We start from the raw sequence: 22,019 nt of genomic DNA on the forward strand, positions 1-22,019 counted from the left end.
GAGCAATCGATGGCAACCGCTTGGGACCCGAAGCCCTCGGCCGGAAGCTCTCCCGCCGCGGGCACCGCAGGCAACGACTTCCTGGCTGGGCTCGCCGAAGGCCCGGGCAGCCACGAAGCCGCGGAGAAGATGAAGACCGCTGGAAACGCACTGAAGACCTTGGCTCAAAACGGCTCTTTCGCAGTCAACGAGGCCGGCTTCAACGCATACCTGAAAGCATGCGATTTTTTTCTCAGCGGATACAATCAGATGGCGCACGACCTGGCCGTCCTCGCCCAATTCGCTGAGATGGGAAGCTCCCAGTACGCAGTCTTAGTAGCGGGTTTCAATGTTGAAGTGGCAGCGGTAGGCGACGACGCAATGCTGCCCAACTTGATCCTGATGAGGGACGCCGTCGAAACCGCCAAAGAAGCCCTTGCCATTGCGCGCAAAAACTACCGGGAAGCTGAAAGCGCGCACACCCAGTCCTTCGAGCAGCTGAACAGGAAACTTGACAACTAGTGATCACATCGCGAACCTCTAGCCTCCTAGTTCTGCTCGGTGCGAGCGCGATCGCGCTGACTGCGTGCGACAACTCTGTCGGCGGCACCGCGACACCAGGACAAACGGCCTCCGCAGCTCCTTCCGCACCTCCGCCTTCCTCGGCAAATCCCTTCTCCGCAAGGAACCAGTGCGCCCTGCTTGACCAGCTTCTAGCAGGGCAGGGGTACCCGAAAGCAATCCCTTCTGTCGCTGATTCAGAACGCTCCTGCGCCGCCCAGAAGCCCGGAGACGGTCTAGACGCGACCGTTGTCGGACTCACCCTGCAAGACGGCCAGCGCTACACCGACAATGTCGTCAACCCCAGCAAAACCCGCACCGGCAAGGTCAATGGCACTCGCCCCGTTCTCGAAGAGCGGGAGCCACTGGGCTCAAGCGGTCAATGCATGCTGAAGCTGGCCGTTGAACCCAATTCGCGAGCAATCATCGACGTCACCAGCGGTACCGACACCGACGCCGCGTGCAAGACCGCGGAAGGCCTGGCTGACAAATTGGATCCGCTCCTTCCGAAAAGCTAGCAGACGGAAGAAGCACAATCAAAACTATCCATCGAAGACGAATTGCGACAACGCCACGACGAACCCGCATCGCGCTTCAACATGATCAAAAGCACAGGGACAATATCCAGAACCCCGCCTCGGCGCACGACGGGAAGCCTATCGAGCAACGTGACTTGCCCGGTTCGCCAGGCGGTTGCCAGATAGACATGGAGGTTGGACCAACGCGCGCAACTTGGCGATAGTACTGACCGGCGAAGATGCCGCAGCCGCCTGATGTTGCGACCGCACCGGACAAGCAACTTCCCCAAAGCTATAATTTACAAGAATCCGACTAGCGCTCGACATGTCTGGATAACATAACTTGCGAGCCTCGATAATATTCGGCGTCGCTTGACGCAATCGCGGGAGTGCTGACCGCATGCGACAGCACTGTCCCACGCCGGCAACGTCAACGGTGCCCCCTGATCGAGGAACGCCAGCCCATCGACTCGAGTGGATCATGTTTGATCACGCTGGCTGTCGCGACCAACTCTCGTACAGTTATCGATGTCACAAACGGCAGCGACACTGACATAGAAGGCGAGGCAGTGCGAAAACTGGCGGCCAACTGGATCCACTTCTTCAGAAAAACTGATCTAGCCATATGGGAAGTTGCATTGCGAATCTTAGGTTTTCTTCTCACGTTGGGCGCTGCAGCCATCCTGGTCACCGCGTGCGACAACGCCGTCAACGGCAAAGCAGCTCCGAGCACACCAGCTTCTCAATCCGCCTCCGCCGGAAACCCCTTCGTAGCCCGGAACCAGTGCGCCCTGCTTGATCAAATATTGAGCGGGGCAGGCTACCCCCCAGCGAAACCCTCTATCGCACAAGAACGCAAAGCCTGCGTCACCCAAAAATCCAGCGGCGGCTTGAACGCCACCAACGTAGGGCTGCTCCTGCAAGAGGAACAGCGCTACGACAGCGACGTCAAGAACACCGCGCAAGCTCGCAGCGGAAGCCTCGGCGGCCGGAAGTTCGTCGAAGATCCCGCCGAGCTGGGGGCAGCCGGCCAGTGCACGATATCCATGTCGGCCCAGACCAGTTCTCGCGCGATCATCACCGTGACCGGCGGCAATGACACTGCCGCCTCTTGCAAGACCGCGGAGGACCTGGCGACCAAACTGGACCCGCTCCTCCCTAAGGGCTGACCCTCCCGCGCTCCCCGCGAGGCCGCCGCCTCCCTCGGTCGGCCAGTCAACGCAAAACCCACGACCGCACCGCGTCAGGGACCGATCTCGGGGACAACCTCAGGGACCTTCCCCGATGTGCCCGCCCCACCCGTCCAGCATGCTGTGAGGCATGAGTGGTGCGAACGACGTGCGGCCTCCCCGTACGAACCCCCTGAACGGGTTCGAGGAGACCGTCAAGGACTTCTGGGCCAGCAGGCCTCGGCGGCCGCACTCGGGGCGGAAGGTCGCGGGGGTCGCGGCGGGGCTGGGGGATCGCTACGGGATCGATCCGGTGGTGATTCGGGTCGCGTTGGCGGCGGCGACTGTTTTCGGGGGCTTCGGGCTGGTGCTTTACCTGCTCGGGTGGCTGTTCTTCCCCTCCGAGGGCGACGAGGTTTCCGGCTTCGAGGCGTTGATCGGGCGCGGGCAGTCGAGCATGACGAAGGCCTTCGCGGCCGTCTTGACCGTCGCGGTGATTCCGGTGGTCGGGTGGACTTTCGGCGGCGGCTGGTTCGACGGCGGCGGTCTGATCGGGTTCGCGTTGCTCGCCACGTGCCTTTATCTCCTGCATCGCACCCGCGGGCAGGACAACCGACCGGCGCCGGTCGTCGCGTTCGCGGCGGACGGAACCGCTTCCGGAACCGGAGCTTTCACGATGAACAGCGACACCCCGACTCCCGCGGCGGCGGCACCGGGCTGGGATCCGCTGGCCGCCGACCCGGCGGGCTGGGATCTGCCTGACCCGGCAGCGCCGGCGCCGCCGCCACCGCCGTCTCCGGCCGACGACTACAACAACTACCAGCACCGGCCGCCGCGCCGGCGCTCCAAGATCGGGGCCGCCACGCTCGGGGTCGCGGTGATCGTGGCCGGCATCGGGGTCGCGCTCTCGCTGAACGGGTTCGACTGGTTCTCGTTGCGGCACATCATCGGCATGACGCTCGCTGTCCTCGGCGTCGGGCTGGTGGCGGGGGCGTTCGCTCGCGGCGCCCGCGGCCTGATCGGGCTCGCGATCCCGCTGTCGGTCGCCGGGCTGGTGCTCACGACCAGTACGTTCGACAACCTCGACGTGCGCGGCGGCGTCGGCGATTTGAACGCCACCCCGCGTACTGCGGCCGAGCTGCAGCCGGTGTACCGGCACACTGCCGGCAACATGAAGATCGACCTGACCCAGCTTGCCGCGAGCGAACCGGTCGCCACCACGGTCTCCAACGGCGCCGGGAACACCGAGGTCATCGTGCCGCGCACCGCGGACGTGACCTTCACCTGCGAGAACAGCGCCGGCGACGTCGACTGCCTGAACCGCACGTCCAGCGGGGTCGGCCAGCCGGCCATCACCGGGACCGACAACGGCGACGACAACGTCGGCGGACAGAAGATCACGCTCCACGTCACCAACGGCGTGGGCCAGGTGGAGGTGCGCCGTGGCTGAGAACCCGTACTCCTACGACGAGCCCGAAGCCCCGGTCCGCCGCCGCGGGGTCGACTGGATCACGCTGATCGTCGGGGTCGCGACGCTGCTGGTGTCCGGCTACGTCCTCACCGACGGCTCCAGCTGGCTGCCCACCTTCGACTTCCGCTGGATCATCGCGGGCGGCGCGGTGTTCTGCGGGGTCCTGATGCTCGGCGCGTCGTTCCGCAAACGAAGGCCGTAAGACACAAAAAACGGGGCCTGGATTTCCAGGCCCCGTTTTTTCACGTCATTCCCACTCGATGGTGCCCGGCGGCTTGCTCGTCACGTCCAGCACCACGCGGTTGACCTCGGACACCTCGTTCGTGATCCGGGTCGAGATCCGCTCCAGCACCTCGTACGGCAGCCGCGTCCAGTCGGCGGTCATCGCGTCCTCCGACGACACCGGGCGCAGCACGATCGGGTGGCCGTAAGTCCGGCCGTCGCCCTGGACGCCGACGCTGCGGACGTCCGCGAGCAGCACCACCGGGCACTGCCAGATCTCCTGGTCCAGCCCGGCCGCCGTGAGCTCCTCGCGGGCGATCGCGTCGGCCTCGCGCAGCGTCTCCAGCCGGTCCGCGGTCACCTCTCCGATGATCCGGATGCCGAGACCCGGCCCGGGGAACGGCTGGCGCTGCACGATCGTCTCCGGCAGCCCCAGCTCGAGCCCGACGCGGCGGACCTCGTCCTTGAACAGCAGCCGCAGCGGTTCGACCAGCTCGAACTGCAGGTCGTCGGGCAGGCCGCCGACGTTGTGGTGGCTCTTGATGTTCGCGGTGCCCTCGCCGCCGCCGGACTCGACGACGTCCGGGTACAGCGTGCCCTGCACGAGGAACCGGTAGTCGCCACGGGCCTTGAGGTCGCGCTCGGCCTGCTCGAACACGCGGATGAACTCGCGGCCGATGATCTTGCGCTTCTGCTCCGGGTCGGTGACCCCGGCGAGCGCGTTCAGGAACCGCTCGCGCGCGTCCACGGTGACCAGGTTGACGCCGGTCGCGGCCACGAAATCGCGTTCGACCTGGGTGCGCTCCCCCGCGCGCAGCAGGCCGTGGTCCACGAACACACAGGTCAGCCGGTCGCCGATGGCGCGCTGCACGAGCGCGGCCGCGACCGCGGAGTCGACGCCGCCGGACAGGCCGCAGATCGCCCGTCCGTCGCCGATCTGCGAAGCGATCGCAGCGACCTGCTCGTCCACAATGGACGAAGTGGTCCAGCCGGGCCGGACGCCGGCGATCTCGTACAGGAACCGGCGCAGCACCTCCTGGCCGTGCGGCGAGTGCGCCACCTCCGGGTGGTACTGCACGCCCGCGAAGCGCCGCTCGACGTCCTCGAAACCGGCGACCTCGGCACCGTCGGAGCTGGCCGTGACGACCGAGCCCTCAGGGGCCTTGGTGACGCTGTCGTTGTGGCTCATCCACGCCGTCTGGTGGTCGGGCAGCCCGGTGTGCAGGACGCCGCCCTCGCCGACGATCCGCACGTCAGTACGGCCGAACTCGCGCACCCCGGTCGGCTCGACGACGCCGCCGAGCGCGCGGGCGAGCAGCTGGTGGCCGTAGCAGATGCCGAGGATCGGCACGCCGGCTTCGACCAGCTTCGGGTCCATCGCGGGCGCGCCCTCGGCGTACACGCTCGACGGGCCGCCGGACAGGATGATCGCGGACGGGTTCTTGGCGAGCAGCTCCTCGACGGTCGCGCTCGACGGCACGACCTCGGAGAAGATCTGCGCCTCGCGCACGCGGCGGGCAATCAGCTGCGCGTACTGCGCCCCGAAGTCCATGACGAGTACCGGACCGGTGGGAGTGGCCACCCAAGACCTCCAGGTATCAGCGCTTTTGCCACCATCGTCCCAGGTGGGCCGCGTCACGTCGGCAATGCCCCCGTAATGAGGACAGCCACCGTCCGCGAACCGGCTTACCGTGCCCGCATGACCAACGACTGGACCAACGAACTGTCCGAACAGCTCGACTGGCACTGGCAGCACCACGTGCGCCCGAAGCTGGAGGGGCTCACCGACGACGAGTACTTCTGGCAGCCGGTCGCGGACTGCTGGACGGTGCGTCCCCGCACCAACGACGAACAGCCCGGCACCGGCGACTTCACCATCGACTTCTCGTTCCCGGAGCCGACTCCCCCGCCGGTGACCACGATCGCGTGGCGGCTGGGCCACATCATCCCGGGTGTGCTGGGCATGCGCTCCGCGTCGCACTTCGGCGGGCCTCCGACGTCCTACCAGGACTTCCCGTACGCGGGCACTGCCGACGAAGCGCTGAAGCAGCTCGACGACGCGTACGCGACCTGGATCGCCGGCGTACGCAGCCTCGACGCCGAAGCGCTGGCCCGCCCGTGCGGCCCGGCTGAAGGACCGTACGCGGAGCTGTCGATGGCCGCGCTGGTCTTGCACATCAACCGAGAGATGATCCATCACTGCGCGGAGATCCTGCTGCTGCGCGACCTTTACCGAAACCGCTGACCAGCAGTCCCAACGCGACCCCGAGCAGCGCGGGCATGCCGTGGTTGTCGTGCAGCACGGTGTCGAGCACGGCGAGCGGCACGATCAGCAGCGCGGCGAGGTACAACCCCTGCGGCGGCTGGGTGGCGCGCGCTCGCAGCACGATCACGGCAAGCGCGCCGAGCAGCCCGGCGACGCACATCGAGTTCCCCGCCCCCACCGGATTTAGCCAGACGTAGCTGAGGAACTGGCCGAACAGTCCGCAGCCGAAGTACAGGACGAACCAGGAGACGCGGCCGAAGCACCATTCCGCCAACGTGCCGACGACGGCGAGGGCGACCAGGTTGAAAAGCCCGCCGAACAGCTTGCCGTCCTGGAAGAACATCCCGGTCAGCAGTCGCCACCACTCCCCGGCGTCGATCGCGGTGGCGTCGCGCTTGAAGCGGTCGAAGAGGGACGGGTCCGCCAGTTGGGCGATCAGCACGGCTGCGGTCGCGAGGAACACCGCGCCGGTCAGCACCGGACGGCGCGGTGTTCCGACGCGGGCGAAGAAGACCGCGGCCGGGTTGGCGGACCAGCGAGAGGCAACCGAGTTGGTCATGGGCCGACGATATGACGGCGGCCGGCCGGAGACCCCCGACAAATGTCATCTCCGCACCGGGACAGGTGCCACAAAAGAAGGACCTGGTCCGGCGTGCCGGGCCTGGTGCTGCCTAATACCTTGGGCGCATGGACACGATCACCCCACAGCCGCGGGCCGCGTGGATCGCCGGCCAGGCTGAGCAGGGCGCGAGCACCCTCGTGGTGCACCACCCGTTCGACGGCAGCGAAGTGGCGACGGTCGCGGTGCCCGGCGCGGACCAGGTCGAGCGGGCGGTGGCCGCGGCGGCCGCGGTCGCGAAGGAGTTCCGGCGCACTCCGGCGCATCAGCGCGCCGCCGCGCTGGAGCACGTTTCGCGCGGGCTCGCGATGCGGGCCGAGGAACTCGCCGAGGTGATCACGGCCGAGAACGGCAAGCCGTTGAAGTGGGCCGAGGCCGAGGTGAAGCGGGCGATTTCGGTCTTCCGGATCGCGGCCGAGGAAGCGCGCCGGTTCAGCGGCGACGTGCAGCGACTCGACGCCGACCCGTCCGGCGACGCCCGCCTCGCGCTGACCCGCCGCGTGCCGCGCGGTCCGGTGCTCGGGATCGCGCCGTTCAACTTCCCGCTGAATTTGGTGGCGCACAAGGTCGCGCCCGCGCTCGCGGTCGGCGCGCCGATCATCATCAAGCCCGCGCCGCGTACGCCGCTTTCGTCGCTGGTACTCGGCGAGCTGCTCGCCGAGACCGACCTGCCGGAGGGCACGTTTTCCGTACTGCCGCTGGGAAACGAGGAGACTCAGGCGCTCGTCGCCGACCCGCGGCTGCCGGTGGTGTCGTTCACCGGATCTGGCCCGGTCGGCTGGTCGATCGCGGACGCGGCGGCGCGCAAGCACGTGGTGCTTGAACTGGGCGGCAATGCCGCGGCGGTCGTGCTGCGGGACTGGCCGGACGTCGAGGGCGCCGCGCAGCGGATCGCGACGTTCGGGAACTACCAGGCGGGCCAGTCGTGCATCGCGGTGCAGCGGGTGATCGTGGACGCGGCTATCGCGGACGAGTTCGTGCCCGCGCTGACCGAAGCTGTCGAGGCGCAGGCAACCGGCGATCCCTACGACCGCAACACTGACGTCGGCCCGGTCGTTGACGAGGCGGCTGCGGAACGGATCATCGCGTGGGTCGAGGAAGCAGTGGCCGGTGGCGCACGAGTGCTGACCGGCGGAACCCGTTCGGGCGCAACGGTTGCGCCGACCCTGCTGACCGACGTGCCCGCGGACGCCAAGGCCTGGTCGGAGGAAATCTTCGGACCGGTGCTGGCCGTGTCCATTGTGGACGGCGTGGATGAGGCTTTCGCTTCGGTGAACGCGTCGGCGTACGGGCTGCAGGCCGGAGTGTTCACCAGTGACGTGCAGCTGGCTTTCCACGCGTCGGCGGAGCTGGAAGTCGGCGGCGTGATCATCGGCGACGTTCCGTCGTATCGCGCGGATCAGATGCCATACGGCGGCGTGAAGGGCTCGGGCGTCGGTCGAGAGGGCGTGCTGTCGGCGATGCACGACCTGACCGAGGAGCGGGTCACCGTGTTCACCGGGGTCGACCTCTGACCACAGTGGACTTGCGACGGGCAACGGTCGCTGACGCACGCGACATCGCCGACGTGTGGCTGCGGTCGTTTACCGCCGCGCTGCCGACCGTCCGTCGCGCCCACGACGATGACGCAGTGCGGTGGTGGTTCGCGAACATCGTGGTACCGCAGCAAGAAACCTGGGTGGCGGCAGTCAAGTCCACTGTGGCCGGGCTGCTCGTGCTCGACGGACCGGAGCTGGCGCAGCTCTACCTCGACCTTCCGTGGCGCGGCCGCGGAATCGGGGATCAGTTGGTGGACTTGGCCAAACAGCTCCGTCCCGACGGGCTGACACTGTGGACGTTCCAGATCAACGAGCCAGCGCAACGGTTCTACCGCCGCCACGGTTTCGTCGCCGTCGAATACACCGACGGGCAGCGAAATGAGGAGCGCGAGCCAGACGTGCGTTACGTCTGGCCCGCGCCTCAAGCAGACTGAGCGAACTTGAAAACCCCGTTGGGGTCGTACTTCTTCGCCACCTGGTCCAGCCGGGCCGCGTTGTCGCCGTAGTAAGCCGACTTCCAGTCCGGCAGGTCCGGGTCGATGTAGTTCACGTAGCCGCCGCGCGCGCCGGCGTCCGCCAGCCCAGCGACCACAGTGGACACCGACTTGCGCGCGCTCTCCTGGCTGCTCGCGGTCGCCGGAGCGTAAACCTGGATGCTGGCCAGCGCTTTCCGGTGCGGGAACGCCGTGTCCGCCGGCGCGATATCCCCCACCGCGCCGCCGAGACCGTCGATGAGCAGGTCCATTCCCTTGTGCCCGGACGCGAGATCGGCGATCTTCCCGCCGTCGACCGGATCGGTGATGATCCGTGACGACGCCACGAAAGTCTGCCGTTCCGAACTGCCGGAGAAGTAGTTCATCGCCGCGCCGTAGCCGAGGGTCTTCATCGTGCGGCTGGACGGCGACACCGACAATCCGCTGAGCGCCGACGTCAGGCCCGCCGAACCGCCCACGAACGCCCCGCCGATCCGGCACGCCCCGCCCGGACCGCCGGAAACCACGCAGTTCGACCACAATTCGGGCGGCGCACTCGGCAGCCAGCGCTGCCACGCGTCGACCGCGTCGCTCGCCGATCCGGACGGGAACTTCAGCGAAAACACCGTGACAGTCGGCGCTTCCACAGTGCTGAAGGTGAACGACGTGACCACACCGAAGTTTCCGCCACCGCCGCCGCGCAGTGCCCAGAACAGGTCGTCGTCCGCTTGCGCGCTCACCGTGCGCAGTTTGCCGTCCGGCGTGACGATCTGCGCGGACTGCAGCCGGTCGCACGTCAAACCGTATTTACGGGTCAATACCCCGATTCCGCCGCCGAGCGCGAGCCCGGCGATGCCGACCGTGGGGCACGAACCCGCGGGCAGGCAACGACCCGCCTTCGCCAGTTCCGAATAGACGTCCCCGAGTTTCGCGCCCGCGCCGATCACGACCTGGTCGCCCTGGACGTCCACGCCGGCCATGCCGCCGACGTCGATGACCAATCCGCCGTCCGGCGCGGAATACCCGGCATAGCTGTGTCCGCCGCTGCGCGCGGCGAGCGGGACCCGGCCGCCAGCCGCTTCGACGCACGCCTGCACGTCCTCCGGCTTCGCGCATTTCGCGACCGCCGCGGGATTCTGCCCGTCGAAAAGCGGGTTGAACGCACGCTTCGCGGTGGCGAATCCACTGTCGGCGGGCAGCACCAGGTCCCCGGAGAGCTTGCCGCGCAACGCGTTCCAGTCCGGCGGGCCGGACGGCTTCGAACTGGTGCTCGGCGGCACGGTCGCTCTCGACGTCGGGCTGGTCTGCGGCACCGACGGCCCCTGTTTCGCGGTGCACGCCGCGGCCACCGCGCCGACCGCCGTCAATCCGGCGGCGCGCAAAAACGTCCTTCTCCCGACTGTCATGTTCATTCAGACGCCTCAGACCTCGGGTCGGTTGCGAAAAGTCCGGTCAGCAATGCTTCAAGGGCGAATTCAAACCGCTCGTCGTGCCGGGCACCGTCCCGCAGCGCCTGCGCGAGCAGCGGAAAGCGGTCCGCGTCGAGGTGCGCCAGACTGTCCACATCGGACCTCGCACCGGGCGCGCGACCGGCCTCGGCGAGCGTGTGCCCGAGGACGAAGGTCATCACGGCGTTCACCATGTCCAGCCCACGGGCCGGGGGAAACTCGAGCAGCCCCAACGCGGTTTCGATCACCCGCAGCGAATCCGGGCTGACCGCGGGGCGGGTCGCTGCGAGCGGCAACACGCCCGGATGCGCGAGCAACTGCGCCCGGTACGCCCGCGCCACGCGGCCCAGCCACTGCTGCCCGTGTTCGTCCGGCCCCGGCGCGATCCCGGCCAGCGCCGAGACGAGCCGGTCGATCAGGGCGTCGAGCAGCGCTTCCTTGTTCGGCACGTAGTGGTAGAGCGTCATCGCCTCCACGCCGAGTTCCGCGCCGAGCTTGCGCATGGACAGCGCGGCGATGCCGTGCTCGTCCACGAACGCGAGCGCGGCGTCCACGACCCGCTCCCTGGTCAGCCCGGCACGCGGCCGGGCCCTCCGGTCGGACACTGGCCCCCCTTGACGTTTCTTACAGCGTAAGGTACCACTGTCCTCGTCTCTTACAGCGTAAGAATCGAGGAAGCGATGACTGACCCCAAGACCGTCCTGCGGCAGTTCCTTTCGATCGTCAACAGCCACGACCTCAGCGACCTGGACACCGTGGTGGCCGACGACGTGACCGAATCCGGCCCCGTCGTGGTCGACGCGCCGACGGGCGGGCTGGCCGCCTTCCGCACCGGCTGGACGCAGATGCTGACCGCGTTCCCGGACCTGCACGTGGACCTCGATTCGCTGCTCGCGGAAGGCGATCGGGCCGCGGCCACGGTGACGCTCACCGCCACCAACGCCGGCTACTACCGGAGAGGTTCGGCGACCGGCAAACGCGGAACGTGGCGCGGTTTCGTCCTGGCGCGGGTGACCGACGGCCGGATCGCCGAACTCGACATCCAGACCGACCGGCTCGCCATCCTGCAACAGCTGGCCATCGTCGGCGATGACGACGAACTGGCCGCTGACCGGCAGTCCGGCTGAAATCAGAGCAGCGGGGCCATTTCGGGCACCGGCCCGGAAAGCGCCGAAGCGTCGCCACGTCCGGTCAGCCACGCCAGCACCGTCCCCGGCGTCCCGGTCACGAGATCGCCGCCCTCGCCGAAAGTCCAAGTACGGACGCCATCGGTGAGCCGGAACGAAGGCAACGGACGCGGACACATCCGGATCAGCGTGGCGACCACCGCGTCGAGATGCTCGCCGAGCAGCGCGGTGGCGCTGTCGAAATCATGGCCGGCGTCAAGGTCGACCAGGTGAATCGTGGTCTCCGAAAGCCGCAGCGTGAGCACGTCCGCGCCGGTCAGGTCACCGCCGTGCCGGTGCCGGACGCGCGCTGACCAAGTCTCGTCCGAAAGCCGCGCGGCGTGGTCGGTCAGCCGTTTCCCGGACGCCACCAGGTCGGCCACGATCTCCGCCGAAGCACGGCCCGCGCCAGCCTCGATCTCGTCGTCCCGGGCGTTGCCAGGGCCGTACATCGACCGCTCGACCCCGGTTTCGGCCCAGGTCAACAGGTTCCCGAGGGCGTCCGCGTTGCGCGCGAGGTGGGTGAGCAGATGCGCGCGCGTCCAGCCGGGCAGCGCGCTCGGCTCGGCGAACGCCGTCTCCGGCATCGCCTCGGCGATTCGTGCCCATTCGTCGTGCAGTTTCCGGATCCGGTCCAGCGCCGCAGTCGTCACCGGACGATCTTAGGTCAGCGACGCAGTGCCGCGGGGGCGTTCGCCGGAACCGCCGGGTTCTTCGGCGCGACCGGCTCCATCCTGGCGTACCCGCTGCTCTGCTCGGGCCGCTCGTCGGCCTCGCCCTTGTTGGGCCAGAACGAGAACGCCCGCTCCGCCTGCGCGGCGATGGTGAGCGACGGGTTCACCCCGAGGTTCGCGGTGATCGCCGAACCGTCCACAACGGACAGTCCGGGATAGCCGTAAACCCGGTGGTACGGGTCGATCACGCCGCTGTCGGCGCTGTCGCCGATCGGCACGCCGCCGATGAAGTGCGCGGTGAGCGGGATGTCGAACACCTCGCCCCAGGTGCCGCCCGGCATGCCGCCGATCCGTTCCGCGGTAAGGATGTTCGCCTCGTGCCCGGCCGCGATGAAGCTCGGGTTCGGCTCGCCGTGGCCCTGTTTCGACGTGTACTTCCGCCGTCCGAACAGGCCGGGCCGGGTGTAAGTGGTGATGGAGTTGTCGAGGCTCTGCATCACCAGCAGAATCACCGTGCGCTCGCTCCACCGGTACGCGTTCAGCAGTTTCGCCGACTGCACCGGGTGTTTGACCAGGAAGGTGAGCGCCTGCTGCCAGCGCGGAACGCTCGAAGAACCGTCGGTGGCAACGGTTTGCAGCAGGCTCATCGCGTTGCTGCCCTTGCCGTACCGCACCGGTTCGATGTGCGTGTTCTCGTCCGGATGGATCGACGAGGTGATCGCGACCCCGCGGCTGAAGTCCCGGTTTTCGTCGACAGTCGTCCGGGCCGCACCGATAATCGCCTCGGAGTTCGTCCGCGTCAGCTCGCCGAGCTTGCCGGACAACTTCGGCAGCGCGGCAGTGTCCTTCATGCGGTGCAACAGGTTCTGCGTGCCCCAGGTGCCGGCGGCGAACACCACTTGCGACGCCGTGACCGTGGTCCGGAAGCGCCGCGAACGGGTGCCGGTCTTCTGCAACGTGATCGCGTAACCGTTGCTGCGCGGGCTCACCGACGTCACCGTGGTCAGCGGAATGACCTTCGCGCCGTCTTGTTCCGCGAGGTACAGGTAGTTCTTCACCAGCGTGTTCTTCGCGCCGACGCGACAGCCGGTCATGCACGCACCGCATTCGGTGCACCCGACCCGATCCGGCCCGGCTCCGCCGAAGAACGGGTCCTTCACCGTCTCGCCGGGCTTGCCGAAATACACCCCGACCGGCGTGGCGTGGAACGAATCCTCGACGCCCATGTCCTTCGCGACGTCCCGCATCACCACGTCGGACGGCGTGATCGTCGGGTTCGTGACGACGCCGAGCATCCGGCTGGCCTGGTCGTAATGCGGCGCGAGTTCGCTTTCCCAGTCGGTGATGTGCGCCCACTGCCGGTCTTGGTAGAACGGCTTGAGCGGCCGGTACAGCGTGTTCGCGTAGACCAGCGACCCGCCGCCGACGCCCGCGCCGGCCAGCACCATCACGTCGTTGAGCATGTGGATGCGCTGGATGCCGTAACAGCCGAGCTGCGGGGCCCAGAGGTAGCGCTTGAGATCCCAGGACGTCTTGGCGAACTCGTCGTCGGCGAAGCGCCGGCCCGCCTCGACCACCGCGACGCGGTAGCCCTTCTCGGTCAGCCGCAACGCCGCGACGCTGCCGCCGAACCCAGACCCGACGACGAGGACGTCGTAGTCGGGTTCTTGCCGCGCGGTGGTGGTGTTACTGGCAGTCACAGGAAAGAGGGTAACCCCCAGGCGCCCGCCAGACCAGAGGTAAGTTACTGACGAGTTACATCACCTGGGCAAAGTCCGTGAAGGACTCCTTGAGGGAATCTGATTCCCTCAAGGAGTCCTTCACGGACAACTAGGGCTTCAGCCGCGGACGGTGAGCCCGACGCGCTGGAACTCCTTCAGGTCCGAGTACCCCGTCTTCGCCATCGCGCGACGCAGCGCGCCGAACAGGTTCACCACGCCCTCCGCGTCCGAGGACGGGCCGAACAGCAGCGTCTTCAGGTCCACCGCGTAGTCCGAGTCCGGGCCGGCCACCACGCGCGAGCGCGGCAGCGACGGGTGCGCCGCCGCGGCGGTCCAGTACAGGCCTTGGCCCGGGGCGTCCGACGCGGTCGCCAGCGGGGCGCCGAGCATGACCGCGTCCGCGCCGCAGGCGATCGCCTTCGCGATGTCGCCGGACGTCGTGATGCCGCCGTCGGCGAGGACGTGCACGTAGCGGCCGCCGGTCTCGTCCAGGTAGTCGCGGCGGGCGGCGGCCGCGTCCACGATCGCCGTCGCCATCGGGGTGCCGATGCCGAGCACGCGGTCGGTGCTGGTGACGCCCTCGGTGTAGCCGTGGCCGACGATGACGCCCGCCGCGCCGGTGCGCATCAGGTGCATCGCCGTGCGGTAGTCGCTCACGCCGCCGGCGATCACCGGCACGTCGAGACGGCCGATGAACTCCTTGAGGTTGAGCGGTTCCGCGTCGCGCTGCACGTGCTCGGCGGAGATGATCGTGCCCTGCACGACCAGGATCTCGACGCCGGCGGCGATCAGGTCCGGGGTCAGCTCGGCGGCGTGCTGCGGGCTGACCCGCGCGGCCACCGTCACGCCGGATTCGCGGACCGTCTTGATCGCCTCGGTCAGCAGGTCGAGCCGGATCGGCGCGGAGTGCAGCTCCTGCAGCTCGCGCACGACCGCGGTCGGGTCCTCGCTGTCCTCGGCCGCGCGGACGAGGCGGAAGATCGCTTCTTCGACGTTCGCGTGCCGGGCCCACAGCCCTTCGGCGTTGAGCACGCCGAGGCCGCCGAGCTCGCCGACCGCCACCGCGGTCCCCGGCGACACGATCGCGTCCGTCGGGTGGGTGACCAGCGGCAAGTCGAACCGGTACGCGTCGATCTGCCAGGCAGTGGACACCACCGACGAGGACCGCGTCCGCCGCGACGGCACGATCTCCACGTCATCGAGGTCATACGCCCGCCGCGCCGTGCGGCCCATGCCGATCTCGACCAGATCCCGCACGTGATGTCCCTTCTCGCGCCTGACGCCTTCGCGGTCCATTGTCGCGAGTCGGCACGGGTGACCTGCGCGCGGGGGACCGTTGCGGTGGCGACAACCACCGGTTGTGCGCGCGGTTGTTTGCCACCGGCGCGGGCGGGTGGTTGGCTGCCCGGCTGAACGAGGGGGACGGATTTGGCGCTGGGCAAGGACTTTCACCGGCTGTGGCTGGCGTACGCGGTCAGCGTCGCGGGCACCTACTTCGCCCTCGACGCCTTCTCGATCATCGCGGTACGGGTGCTGCACAGCAGTGCCGCGCAGGTGTCGTTGCTGGCCGGAGCCGGGCTGGCAGTGGGTTCGCTGGCCGCGCTGCCGCTCGGTCCGTGGGTGGAGTTCCGGCGGAAACGGCCAGTGCTGATCGCCATGGACCTCGTCCGGTTCGCCGCCCTGCTCACGCTGCTGCCCGCGTATCTGCTCGACCTGTTGACCTTCGCCCAGCTCGTGGCGGTGTCGGTGATCGCGGCGGCGGCGAACATCGCGTTCACCTCGGCGAGCGGCGCGTATCTGAAGTCACTGGCGGCTGGTCCAGACCTGCTCACCGCCAATGGCCGGTTCGAGACGACACTGTGGACCGCGACCGCGCTCGGCCCGCCGGCGGGCGGCGCGGCGATCGGGTTGTTCGGCCCGCTCGCCACTGTGATCCTCGACGCGATCAGCTACTTGCTCTCCGCACTCTCGCTCTCGACGATCCGCACCCGCGAGCCCCAACCGCCCCGGCCCGCTGCCTTCCGCGCGACCGACCTCGTCGAGGGCTGGCGGTATGTGTTCCGGCACGTCCGGCTGCGGATGCTCTTCCTCAGCTCCTGTCTGGTCAACGGCCTGATCATGGCCACCTCGCCGGTGCTGGCGGTGCTGCTGCTCGGCGAACTCGGCCTGCCGACCTGGCAGTACGGGCTCGCGTTCGGCGTCCCGTGCCTCGGCGGCCTGATCGGCTCCCGGCTCGCCCGCCGGCTGGTGCCGCGCTACGGCCGGGTCCGCCTGCTGCCGATCCTCGGCGCGGTGCGGACCTGCTGGGTCGTGCTGCTGGCGTTCGTGCCGCCCGGGATCGGCGGGCTGTTCTGGGTGATGGCGGTGGAGTTCGGGCTGATCATCTGCGCGGCGGCGTACAGCACCGTCCTCGCGACGTACCGGCTCGAAGAGACTGAAGACGGGTACGTGAGCCGGATGTTGTCCGCGTGGCGGATCAGCAACGGCACCACCACCGCCGGGTTGACGCTGGTGTGGGGTGTGGTGGCGACGTGGCTCGGCACGCGCGGCGCACTCGGGCTGGCGGGCGCGTTGATGCTGGCGACGCCGTTGCTGCTGCTCGGATGGAACCGCGCTCAGAACGAGACGCGTGCGGTGGAATCGGTCCGCAGCACGGATTCCTGATCGAACAGGTGCTTGTAGTCGGTGCGGATCTGTTCGAGGTCGGCGTTCGCGTGCTGGTTCGTCGGCGGATACAGCACCACGAGCACGATCGAATGCTCGCGGACGACCGCGCCGCCGCCGGACCGCCATTGACCGGTGCCCTCGAGCTGGGTGAAGCCGTCCGGGAACCGCGGCGTGATGTCCTTCGCCGAGAAGTCCGCGAACTCCTTCTCGGTCACTTCGCCGCCGCCGGGCTTGGCGGTGCCGAAGTACAGCTCGGTGCGCTTCCACAGCGAGCTGTCCGGCGAATCCGCCGCGGCCGCCGAAGCCGCCCCTCCTCCGAGCACCATCGCGGCAGCCGCCGTCAGCACGAACCTCCGGGAAAACCGCATTCGCCCGCTCCCCTCGCCGTCACCTGGAGATCCAGTGTGGCGGGAGGAAGGAGCGGGCGAACAGGGTCGATCAGCGGGTCGTGTAGTTCGGAGCCTCGACCGTCATGGTGATGTCGTGCGGGTGGCTTTCCTTCAGCCCGGCCGCGGTGATCCGGACCAGCTGGCGCTCCTGCAGTTCCGCGATCGTGCGCGCCCCGGTGAAGCCCATGCCCGAACGCAGCCCGCCGGTCAGCTGGTGGACCACGTTCGACAGCGGCCCGCGGAACGGGATCCGGCCTTCGATGCCTTCCGGCACCAGCTTGTCGTCGGAGAGCACGTCGTCCTGGGCGTAACGGTCCTTGGAGTAGGACTTCGCCTCACCGCGCGACTGCATGGCACCCAGCGAGCCCATGCCGCGGTAGACCTTGAACTGCTTGCCGTTCACCAGGATCAGGTCGCCCGGCGACTCAGCGGTGCCCGCGAGCAGGCTGCCCAGCATGACGGTGGACGCACCGGCTGCGATCGCCTTCGCGATGTCGCCGGAGTACTGGATGCCGCCGTCGCCGATCACCGGGACGCCCGCCGGACGACAAGCCAGGTCCGCCTCGTAGATCGCCGAGATCTGCGGCACGCCGACGCCCGCGACGACTCGCGTGGTGCAGATCGAGCCCGGCCCGACGCCGACCTTCACTCCGTCCGCGCCAGCGTCGACCAGCGCCTGTGCGCCGGCCCGCGTGGCGACGTTGCCGCCGACGATGTCGACGGTCTCGCCCAGTTCCTTCTTCAGCAGCCGCACCGCGTCGATGACCGCGCGCGAGTGTCCGTGCGCCGTGTCGACCATCAGCACGTCCACGCCGGCCTCGGCCAGCGCCATCGCGCGCTTGTGCCCGTCCGGGCCTACGCCGACCGCGGCGCCGACGACGAGGCGGCCGTCCGGGTCCTTCGAAGCCCGCGGGTACTGCTCGGTCTTCACGAAGTCCTTGACCGTGATCAGGCCGCGCAGCTTGCCCGCGCCGTCGACGATCGGCAGCTTCTCGATCTTGTGCCTGCGCAGCAGCCCGAGCGCGGCTTCCGCGGTGACGCCGACCTGCGCGGTCACCAGCGGCGTCCGCGTCATGACCTCGCTCACCAGGCGCGTGTGGTCGACCTCGAACCGCATGTCGCGGTTGGTGATGATGCCCACGAGCGCGCCGGAGGCGTCGGTGACCGGGACGCCGGAGATCCGGAACCGCGCGCACAGCGCGTCGACCTCGGCGAGGGTGTCGTCCGGGGCGCAGGTGACCGGGTCGGTGACCATGCCCGCCTCGGACCGCTTGACGACCTCGACCGCCGCCGCCTGTTCGTCGATCGGGAGGTTGCGCTGCAGCACGCCGATCCCGCCCTGGCGGGCCATGGCGATCGCCATCCGCGCCTCGGTGACCGTGTCCATCGCGGCGGAGACCAGCGGAACGTTGAGCTTGATGTTGCGAGTGAGCTGCGTGCTCGTGTCCACCGCGCTGGGCACCACGTCCGATTCCGCGGGCAGCAGCAGCACGTCGTCGAAGGTCAAGCCGAGCATCGCGAACTTGCTGGGCACTGCGGGGGTGATGCTTTCGCTGGTCATGAGGGGCGAAGGGCCTTCCTGGCGGGAGCGGGCTGGAGTCGCGGGCAGCGGTGCCTGGCGTGGGCCGAGGGTGATCGGACCTTCCCCTCATGATATCCGGGCCGGGGCACTGGCCCGGGTGGGTGGCCTGGCGGGTAGCGTGCAGGCCGTGCCGCACGATGTGTTGCCCCCCGATCCGTTCGCGGACGACCCGGACGATCCGGCCCGGGCCATCCCCGACCCCGACGACCACCTGGAAGAGCCGATCAGCGCGGACGAGCGCACCGAGCTGCTGGCCGACCTGTCCGACCTCGCCGTGTACCAGGCTCTGCTGGAGCCTCGCGGGGTCCGCGGCATCGTGGTCGACTGCGGCGAGTGCGACGAACCCCACTATCACGACTGGACGCTGCTGCGCGCGAGCCTGGAGCAGCTGCTGTCCGACGGCCGGATGCGTCCGCACGAGCCGGCTTTCGACCCGAACCCGACGGACTACGTGAGCTGGGACTACTGCCGCGGGTTCGCGGACGGGGTCACCGCGAACGAAAGCGCGTACTGACTTCTTCGGTCCTGAACAGCCTTGAAAGCTTGAAAAGAAGGCCCTGGTGAGTTTGGCCACCAGGGCCTTCTTCGTGTGCGCGGACAAGTTGTCCACAGGAGTTGCCCACAGCTGTGTCGACTTGTGGACAACCCGCTCAACGCCGGTGCTTCGGACTCTCCGCCAGCGCGATCATCGCCCGCTCGGTCAGATTCGGCCACGGTGGACGGTGCACCACGGCCAGCGTGGCGAGCGCCGCCGCCACAAAGCCGGTGCACGCCCCGATCAGCGCGATCCGGCCCCCGTCGACCGCGGGCGTCCAGGTCACGCCGTCGGAGTCGATCGTGTACAGCCCGACCGCACGCCCCGGCCCGCCTCGACGGCATTGCCGGGTGACCGTGATCAGCACTGTCCCGCTGGAGGTCTCGTAGGGATCTCCGAAAACCAGCACCACGCCTCCCCCCTTGAAACCGGTGAACGAAAAAGGTCCCGGCACTGTCCGTGCCGGGACCTTCGTGAAACCTAGGAACCGCTGGTGCCGTTCGGCGCCTGTACCCCTTGCGACGACTCGTTGCGCGGGCTGCTGCCCGTGCCCGGATCGTTCGGGGTGGCGCTCGGCGACGGCGGCGGCGAACTCGGCGTGGACGTCACCGGCGGAAGCGGCGTCGCCGAGGTGACCGGCGGCGGATTGGTGTGCCCGCCCCCGGTGCCGGGCAGGGACGTCGACTGGCCGGGCGGCTGCGCCGCGCTGCTGACCGGGTCGTGCACCGGCGGAACGGCGGGCGGCGTCGACGGCTTCTGGTCCGCGGGCGGGGCCGTCGGCTGGCCGAGCTGAGCGGCCAGTTCGCGGTGCTGCTGCAGGAGCTGGTTGCGGTTGTCCGCGTCGGTGACCTGGGTGAGCGCGGCCTGCGCGTCGGCGAGCGCGCGCCGGGCGTCCGCGAGCCGGTTGTCGGCCAGCGCCAGGTTCGCCTTCTCCAGGTCGAGCTTCGCCGCGGCGGCGGCCTCGACGGAGCGGGCGTGGTCGGCGTAGAGCACCTTCGTGAGGCCCCACAGCGTGTCGCCGGGCTGCGCGTCGCGCGCGGCGAGACCGGTGCCGGTGAAGGCGATCGCGGCGGCGGCGCACGCGGCGGCCACCGGCACGAGATAGCGGCGGCGACGGCCGCGGCTCTGGTACTTGCGCGCCAGCGTGGCGGTCTTCACCGTGGTGACCGCGGTGTCGACGTCGACCAGTTCGGCGAGCGGCTCGCTGTCGATGTCGCGGCGCCACGCGAGCAGCAGCGCGTTCAGTTCCTGGTCCCCGAGCCCGTCGGCGACAGCCGGATCGGTCCCGCCGAGCGCGTCGAGCAGCGCGTCGTCGGCCTGGATGGCCGTCAGGTCGCCGTCGGCTTCCGCTTCGTACCCGGTCAGGCCGCTGGCCTGCGCGGAAGGTGACAGGTCTCTGTCCCGGTCTTCGCGATCGGTCACTCAGATCACCTCCTCGGCGGCAAGCACCTTGCGCAGCCGGGCGAGCGCCCGGTGCTGGGCGACGCGGACGGCGCCCGGCGTGGAACCGACGGCTTCCGCCGTCTCCTCCGCCGACAGTCCGACCACGACCCGCAGAACAACGATTTCCCGCTGTTTGTCCGGCAGCACCTGCAGCAACTGCGCCATCCGCTCGTTCAGCTCACCCTGCAGAGCACGTTGCTCCGGGCCGACGCCGCCCTCGATCTCGTCGGGGATCTCGGCGACCGGCTCCGCCCGGTTGCGAGCCGCGGCGCGGTGCGCGTCGGCGACCTTGTGCTGGGCGATGCCGTAGACGAACGCCAGAAAGGGGCGGCCCTGGTCACGGTACGAAGGCAATGCCGTGAGCACCGCGAGACACACCTCCTGCGCAACGTCGTCTGCCGAAGCGAACGAACGCTCCTGCCTGCCTACCCTGGCGCGGCAATACCGCACCACAAGGGGACGAATGGCGGCCAGCAACCGCTCCACTGCCTGAGGGTCTCCCTCGACAGCGGCGGCGACCGGCTCGTCCAGTCCATCCCCCACAGTGGCCATCGCAGACAACAGTCCCAGCGTTACGTGTAGGCGTGCAAAGAATCCGGCGCGTGGTCGTCCCCGTCCTGCGCCGGTCACAGCTACCGTACCGTCGGAGTCCTACCAGACAACCGCCAGAGGTGGTGACCGGCGCGCCGGGCGCGGCCGGACGGCGATTGTCGCAGGCAGACGGGCTGGGGCAGTGCCGTCACGCGGTGGGGACGCGGGCGAGGCACGCGGAGCAGGGGCCAGGACAACAGGTACGGGCCAGGGCTTGGCTGCCCTGGCCCGTTCGTCACCGCGGGAATCGGATCGGAAGTCCCGTACTGGCTTGCTCTGCCTCGGTCAGGACACGAGACCGCGGCGGAAGCCGTGCGCCACGGCCTGCGCGCGGTCGCGGACGCCGAGCTTGCGGAACAGCCGCCGCGCGTGCGTCTTGACCGTGTCCTCGGAGAGGTACAGCTCGCGGCCGATCTGGCCGTTGCTCTTGCCCTGGCTCATGCCGCGCAGCACCTGCAGCTCGCGCTCGGTGAGCTGCACGCCCGGGTCGGACGGCTGCCGCGGCGCTGGCACCGAGGTGCTGGCCAGGGTGTGCGCCAGCGCGGCGACCAGTTCGGGCCGCGAGGCGTCCCAGCGCAGGTAGCCACGCGCTCCGCCGGCGATGGCGGCCGCGATGCTGCCCGCGTCGTCCGGGGCGCCGAAGACGATGACGTTCGCCTGGGGGTTCGCGGAGACGAGCCGGCGGGTTGCCTCGACGCCTGTCGGGACCGCGCGTTGCGTCCCGACCAGCACGACGTCGACCGGCTGACGGGTGTACCGGGCCAGCAGCTCGTCACCGTGCGCTACGCAGTCGATGCGACTGACCCCAGGCACCGCGGACATCACACGGGTGAGCCCTTCGCGGACACTGCGTCGGTCGTCGCAGATCAAGACCGTCGTCACGGGGTTTCCTTCCTGCAGCCGGGTGACATTCCACTTCCCCTATCGGACGCTTTAGTCCGAACCTTGACACGATCCGGTGGCTTTTTTTGAAGTTTCTTAGCCCGG

Annotated in this window: 24 protein-coding genes; 11 read left to right on the forward strand and 13 right to left on the reverse strand. The window is 68.9% G+C overall.

The genetic code is table 11. The annotated features are described in order from the left end of the window. The first annotated feature begins 9 nt into the window (after positions 1–9). The 5 genes from ACFXI3_RS13350 (at position 10) to ACFXI3_RS13370 (ending at position 3,900) form a co-directional block, all read left to right on the forward strand. Positions 10–501, forward strand: coding sequence for a hypothetical protein (locus ACFXI3_RS13350; protein ID WP_344270448.1), 492 nt, complete (start codon positions 10–12; stop codon positions 499–501). A 425-nt stretch (positions 502–926) separates the two neighbouring features. Further along, positions 927–1,058 carry a hypothetical protein gene (locus ACFXI3_RS13355; protein ID WP_378399695.1) on the forward strand — a complete coding sequence of 44 codons (132 nt, stop codon included), beginning with the start codon at positions 927–929 and terminating at the stop codon, positions 1,056–1,058. Positions 1,059–1,543: 485 nt separating this feature from the next. Next, complete coding sequence (locus ACFXI3_RS13360; RefSeq protein ID WP_378399696.1) at positions 1,544–2,227, forward strand: hypothetical protein; 684 nt, start codon at positions 1,544–1,546, stop codon at positions 2,225–2,227. A gap of 151 nt (positions 2,228–2,378) precedes the next feature. Then, on the forward strand, positions 2,379–3,677 hold the full coding sequence (locus ACFXI3_RS13365) for a PspC domain-containing protein (protein ID WP_378399697.1): 1,299 nt from the start codon (positions 2,379–2,381) through the stop codon (positions 3,675–3,677). Next, positions 3,670–3,900 carry a hypothetical protein gene (locus ACFXI3_RS13370; protein WP_344270437.1) on the forward strand — a complete coding sequence of 77 codons (231 nt, stop codon included), beginning with the start codon at positions 3,670–3,672 and terminating at the stop codon, positions 3,898–3,900. Before ACFXI3_RS13365 ends, ACFXI3_RS13370 begins: the two co-directional genes overlap by 8 nt. Positions 3,901–3,945: 45 nt before the next feature. On the opposite strand, the gene guaA is transcribed toward ACFXI3_RS13370, so the two are convergent. Further along, positions 3,946–5,502 carry a glutamine-hydrolyzing GMP synthase gene (guaA, locus tag ACFXI3_RS13375; RefSeq protein ID WP_344270434.1) on the reverse strand — a complete coding sequence of 519 codons (1,557 nt, stop codon included), beginning with the start codon at positions 5,500–5,502 and terminating at the stop codon, positions 3,946–3,948. Positions 5,503–5,619: 117 nt separating this feature from the next. Here guaA and ACFXI3_RS13380 point away from each other — a divergent pair, with 117 nt between their 5' ends. Next, complete coding sequence (locus tag ACFXI3_RS13380) at positions 5,620–6,165, forward strand: DinB family protein (RefSeq protein ID WP_344270432.1); 546 nt, start codon at positions 5,620–5,622, stop codon at positions 6,163–6,165. On the opposite strand, the gene ACFXI3_RS13385 is transcribed toward ACFXI3_RS13380, so the two are convergent. Next, positions 6,098–6,745: a rhomboid family intramembrane serine protease gene (locus tag ACFXI3_RS13385; protein WP_378399698.1), complete on the reverse strand. Its 648-nt coding sequence runs from the start codon at positions 6,743–6,745 to the stop codon at positions 6,098–6,100. The two genes, ACFXI3_RS13380 and ACFXI3_RS13385, sit on opposite strands and share 68 nt — an antisense overlap. A gap of 128 nt (positions 6,746–6,873) precedes the next feature. On the opposite strand from ACFXI3_RS13385, the gene ACFXI3_RS13390 reads away from it, so the two are divergent. Beyond that, entirely contained in the window at positions 6,874–8,319 is a 1,446-nt protein-coding gene (locus ACFXI3_RS13390) for an aldehyde dehydrogenase family protein (protein WP_378399699.1), read from the forward strand. A 5-nt stretch (positions 8,320–8,324) separates the two neighbouring features. After that, on the forward strand, positions 8,325–8,777 hold the full coding sequence (locus ACFXI3_RS13395) for a GNAT family N-acetyltransferase (protein WP_378399700.1): 453 nt from the start codon (positions 8,325–8,327) through the stop codon (positions 8,775–8,777). Here ACFXI3_RS13395 and ACFXI3_RS13400 read toward each other — a convergent pair. Both ACFXI3_RS13400 and ACFXI3_RS13405 read right to left on the reverse strand, forming a co-directional pair. Then, positions 8,765–10,228 carry an FAD-binding oxidoreductase gene (locus tag ACFXI3_RS13400; protein ID WP_378399701.1) on the reverse strand — a complete coding sequence of 488 codons (1,464 nt, stop codon included), beginning with the start codon at positions 10,226–10,228 and terminating at the stop codon, positions 8,765–8,767. The genes ACFXI3_RS13395 and ACFXI3_RS13400 overlap by 13 nt on opposite strands. After that, positions 10,225–10,869, reverse strand: coding sequence for a TetR/AcrR family transcriptional regulator C-terminal domain-containing protein (locus ACFXI3_RS13405; RefSeq protein WP_378399702.1), 645 nt, complete (start codon positions 10,867–10,869; stop codon positions 10,225–10,227). Before ACFXI3_RS13405 ends, ACFXI3_RS13400 begins: the two co-directional genes overlap by 4 nt. 75 nt (positions 10,870–10,944) lie before the next feature. Here ACFXI3_RS13405 and ACFXI3_RS13410 point away from each other — a divergent pair, with 75 nt between their 5' ends. Then, complete coding sequence (locus ACFXI3_RS13410) at positions 10,945–11,391, forward strand: ester cyclase (RefSeq protein WP_378399703.1); 447 nt, start codon at positions 10,945–10,947, stop codon at positions 11,389–11,391. 2 nt (positions 11,392–11,393) lie between these two features. Here the strand turns inward: ACFXI3_RS13410 and ACFXI3_RS13415 are convergent, their stop codons facing one another. From ACFXI3_RS13415 to ACFXI3_RS13425, 3 genes are all read right to left on the reverse strand, one after another. After that, positions 11,394–12,083 carry a maleylpyruvate isomerase family mycothiol-dependent enzyme gene (locus ACFXI3_RS13415; protein ID WP_378399704.1) on the reverse strand — a complete coding sequence of 230 codons (690 nt, stop codon included), beginning with the start codon at positions 12,081–12,083 and terminating at the stop codon, positions 11,394–11,396. 14 nt (positions 12,084–12,097) lie between these two features. Further along, positions 12,098–13,804 carry a GMC family oxidoreductase N-terminal domain-containing protein gene (locus ACFXI3_RS13420; RefSeq protein WP_378399705.1) on the reverse strand — a complete coding sequence of 569 codons (1,707 nt, stop codon included), beginning with the start codon at positions 13,802–13,804 and terminating at the stop codon, positions 12,098–12,100. 138 nt (positions 13,805–13,942) lie between these two features. Next, the gene (locus tag ACFXI3_RS13425) at positions 13,943–15,082 is read right to left on the reverse strand and encodes a GuaB3 family IMP dehydrogenase-related protein (RefSeq protein WP_378399739.1); all 1,140 of its coding nucleotides are present in this window, start codon (positions 15,080–15,082) and stop codon (positions 13,943–13,945) included. A gap of 171 nt (positions 15,083–15,253) precedes the next feature. On the opposite strand from ACFXI3_RS13425, the gene ACFXI3_RS13430 reads away from it, so the two are divergent. Beyond that, complete coding sequence (locus ACFXI3_RS13430; RefSeq protein WP_378399706.1) at positions 15,254–16,489, forward strand: MFS transporter; 1,236 nt, start codon at positions 15,254–15,256, stop codon at positions 16,487–16,489. On the opposite strand, the gene ACFXI3_RS13435 is transcribed toward ACFXI3_RS13430, so the two are convergent. Together ACFXI3_RS13435 and guaB are read right to left on the reverse strand one after the other, a co-directional pair. Continuing rightward, complete coding sequence (locus ACFXI3_RS13435) at positions 16,441–16,860, reverse strand: DUF3574 domain-containing protein (RefSeq protein WP_344270389.1); 420 nt, start codon at positions 16,858–16,860, stop codon at positions 16,441–16,443. The two genes, ACFXI3_RS13430 and ACFXI3_RS13435, sit on opposite strands and share 49 nt — an antisense overlap. Positions 16,861–16,930: 70 nt before the next feature. Next, complete coding sequence (gene guaB / locus ACFXI3_RS13440; protein WP_378399707.1) at positions 16,931–18,442, reverse strand: IMP dehydrogenase; 1,512 nt, start codon at positions 18,440–18,442, stop codon at positions 16,931–16,933. Positions 18,443–18,581: 139 nt separating this feature from the next. Here guaB and ACFXI3_RS13445 point away from each other — a divergent pair, with 139 nt between their 5' ends. Then, positions 18,582–18,977 carry a DUF5319 domain-containing protein gene (locus ACFXI3_RS13445; protein WP_009072430.1) on the forward strand — a complete coding sequence of 132 codons (396 nt, stop codon included), beginning with the start codon at positions 18,582–18,584 and terminating at the stop codon, positions 18,975–18,977. Between the two features lie 136 nt (positions 18,978–19,113). Here the strand turns inward: ACFXI3_RS13445 and ACFXI3_RS13450 are convergent, their stop codons facing one another. From ACFXI3_RS13450 to ACFXI3_RS13465, 4 genes are all read right to left on the reverse strand, one after another. Continuing rightward, positions 19,114–19,410, reverse strand: a complete 297-nt coding sequence (locus ACFXI3_RS13450) for a hypothetical protein (RefSeq protein ID WP_378399708.1) — start codon at positions 19,408–19,410, stop codon at positions 19,114–19,116. Between the two features lie 68 nt (positions 19,411–19,478). After that, complete coding sequence (locus ACFXI3_RS13455) at positions 19,479–20,420, reverse strand: anti-sigma-D factor RsdA (protein WP_378399709.1); 942 nt, start codon at positions 20,418–20,420, stop codon at positions 19,479–19,481. Beyond that, positions 20,421–20,993, reverse strand: a complete 573-nt coding sequence (locus ACFXI3_RS13460; RefSeq protein WP_009072423.1) for a sigma-70 family RNA polymerase sigma factor — start codon at positions 20,991–20,993, stop codon at positions 20,421–20,423. A 324-nt stretch (positions 20,994–21,317) separates the two neighbouring features. Next, positions 21,318–21,914 carry a response regulator transcription factor gene (locus ACFXI3_RS13465; RefSeq protein WP_020662719.1) on the reverse strand — a complete coding sequence of 199 codons (597 nt, stop codon included), beginning with the start codon at positions 21,912–21,914 and terminating at the stop codon, positions 21,318–21,320. Between the last annotated feature and the right edge of the window lie 105 nt (positions 21,915–22,019).

It is taken from the genome of Amycolatopsis sp. NPDC059235 (genome assembly GCF_042754125.1).
GTDB classification, from domain to species: Bacteria; Actinomycetota; Actinomycetes; order Mycobacteriales; family Pseudonocardiaceae; genus Amycolatopsis; species Amycolatopsis albidoflava.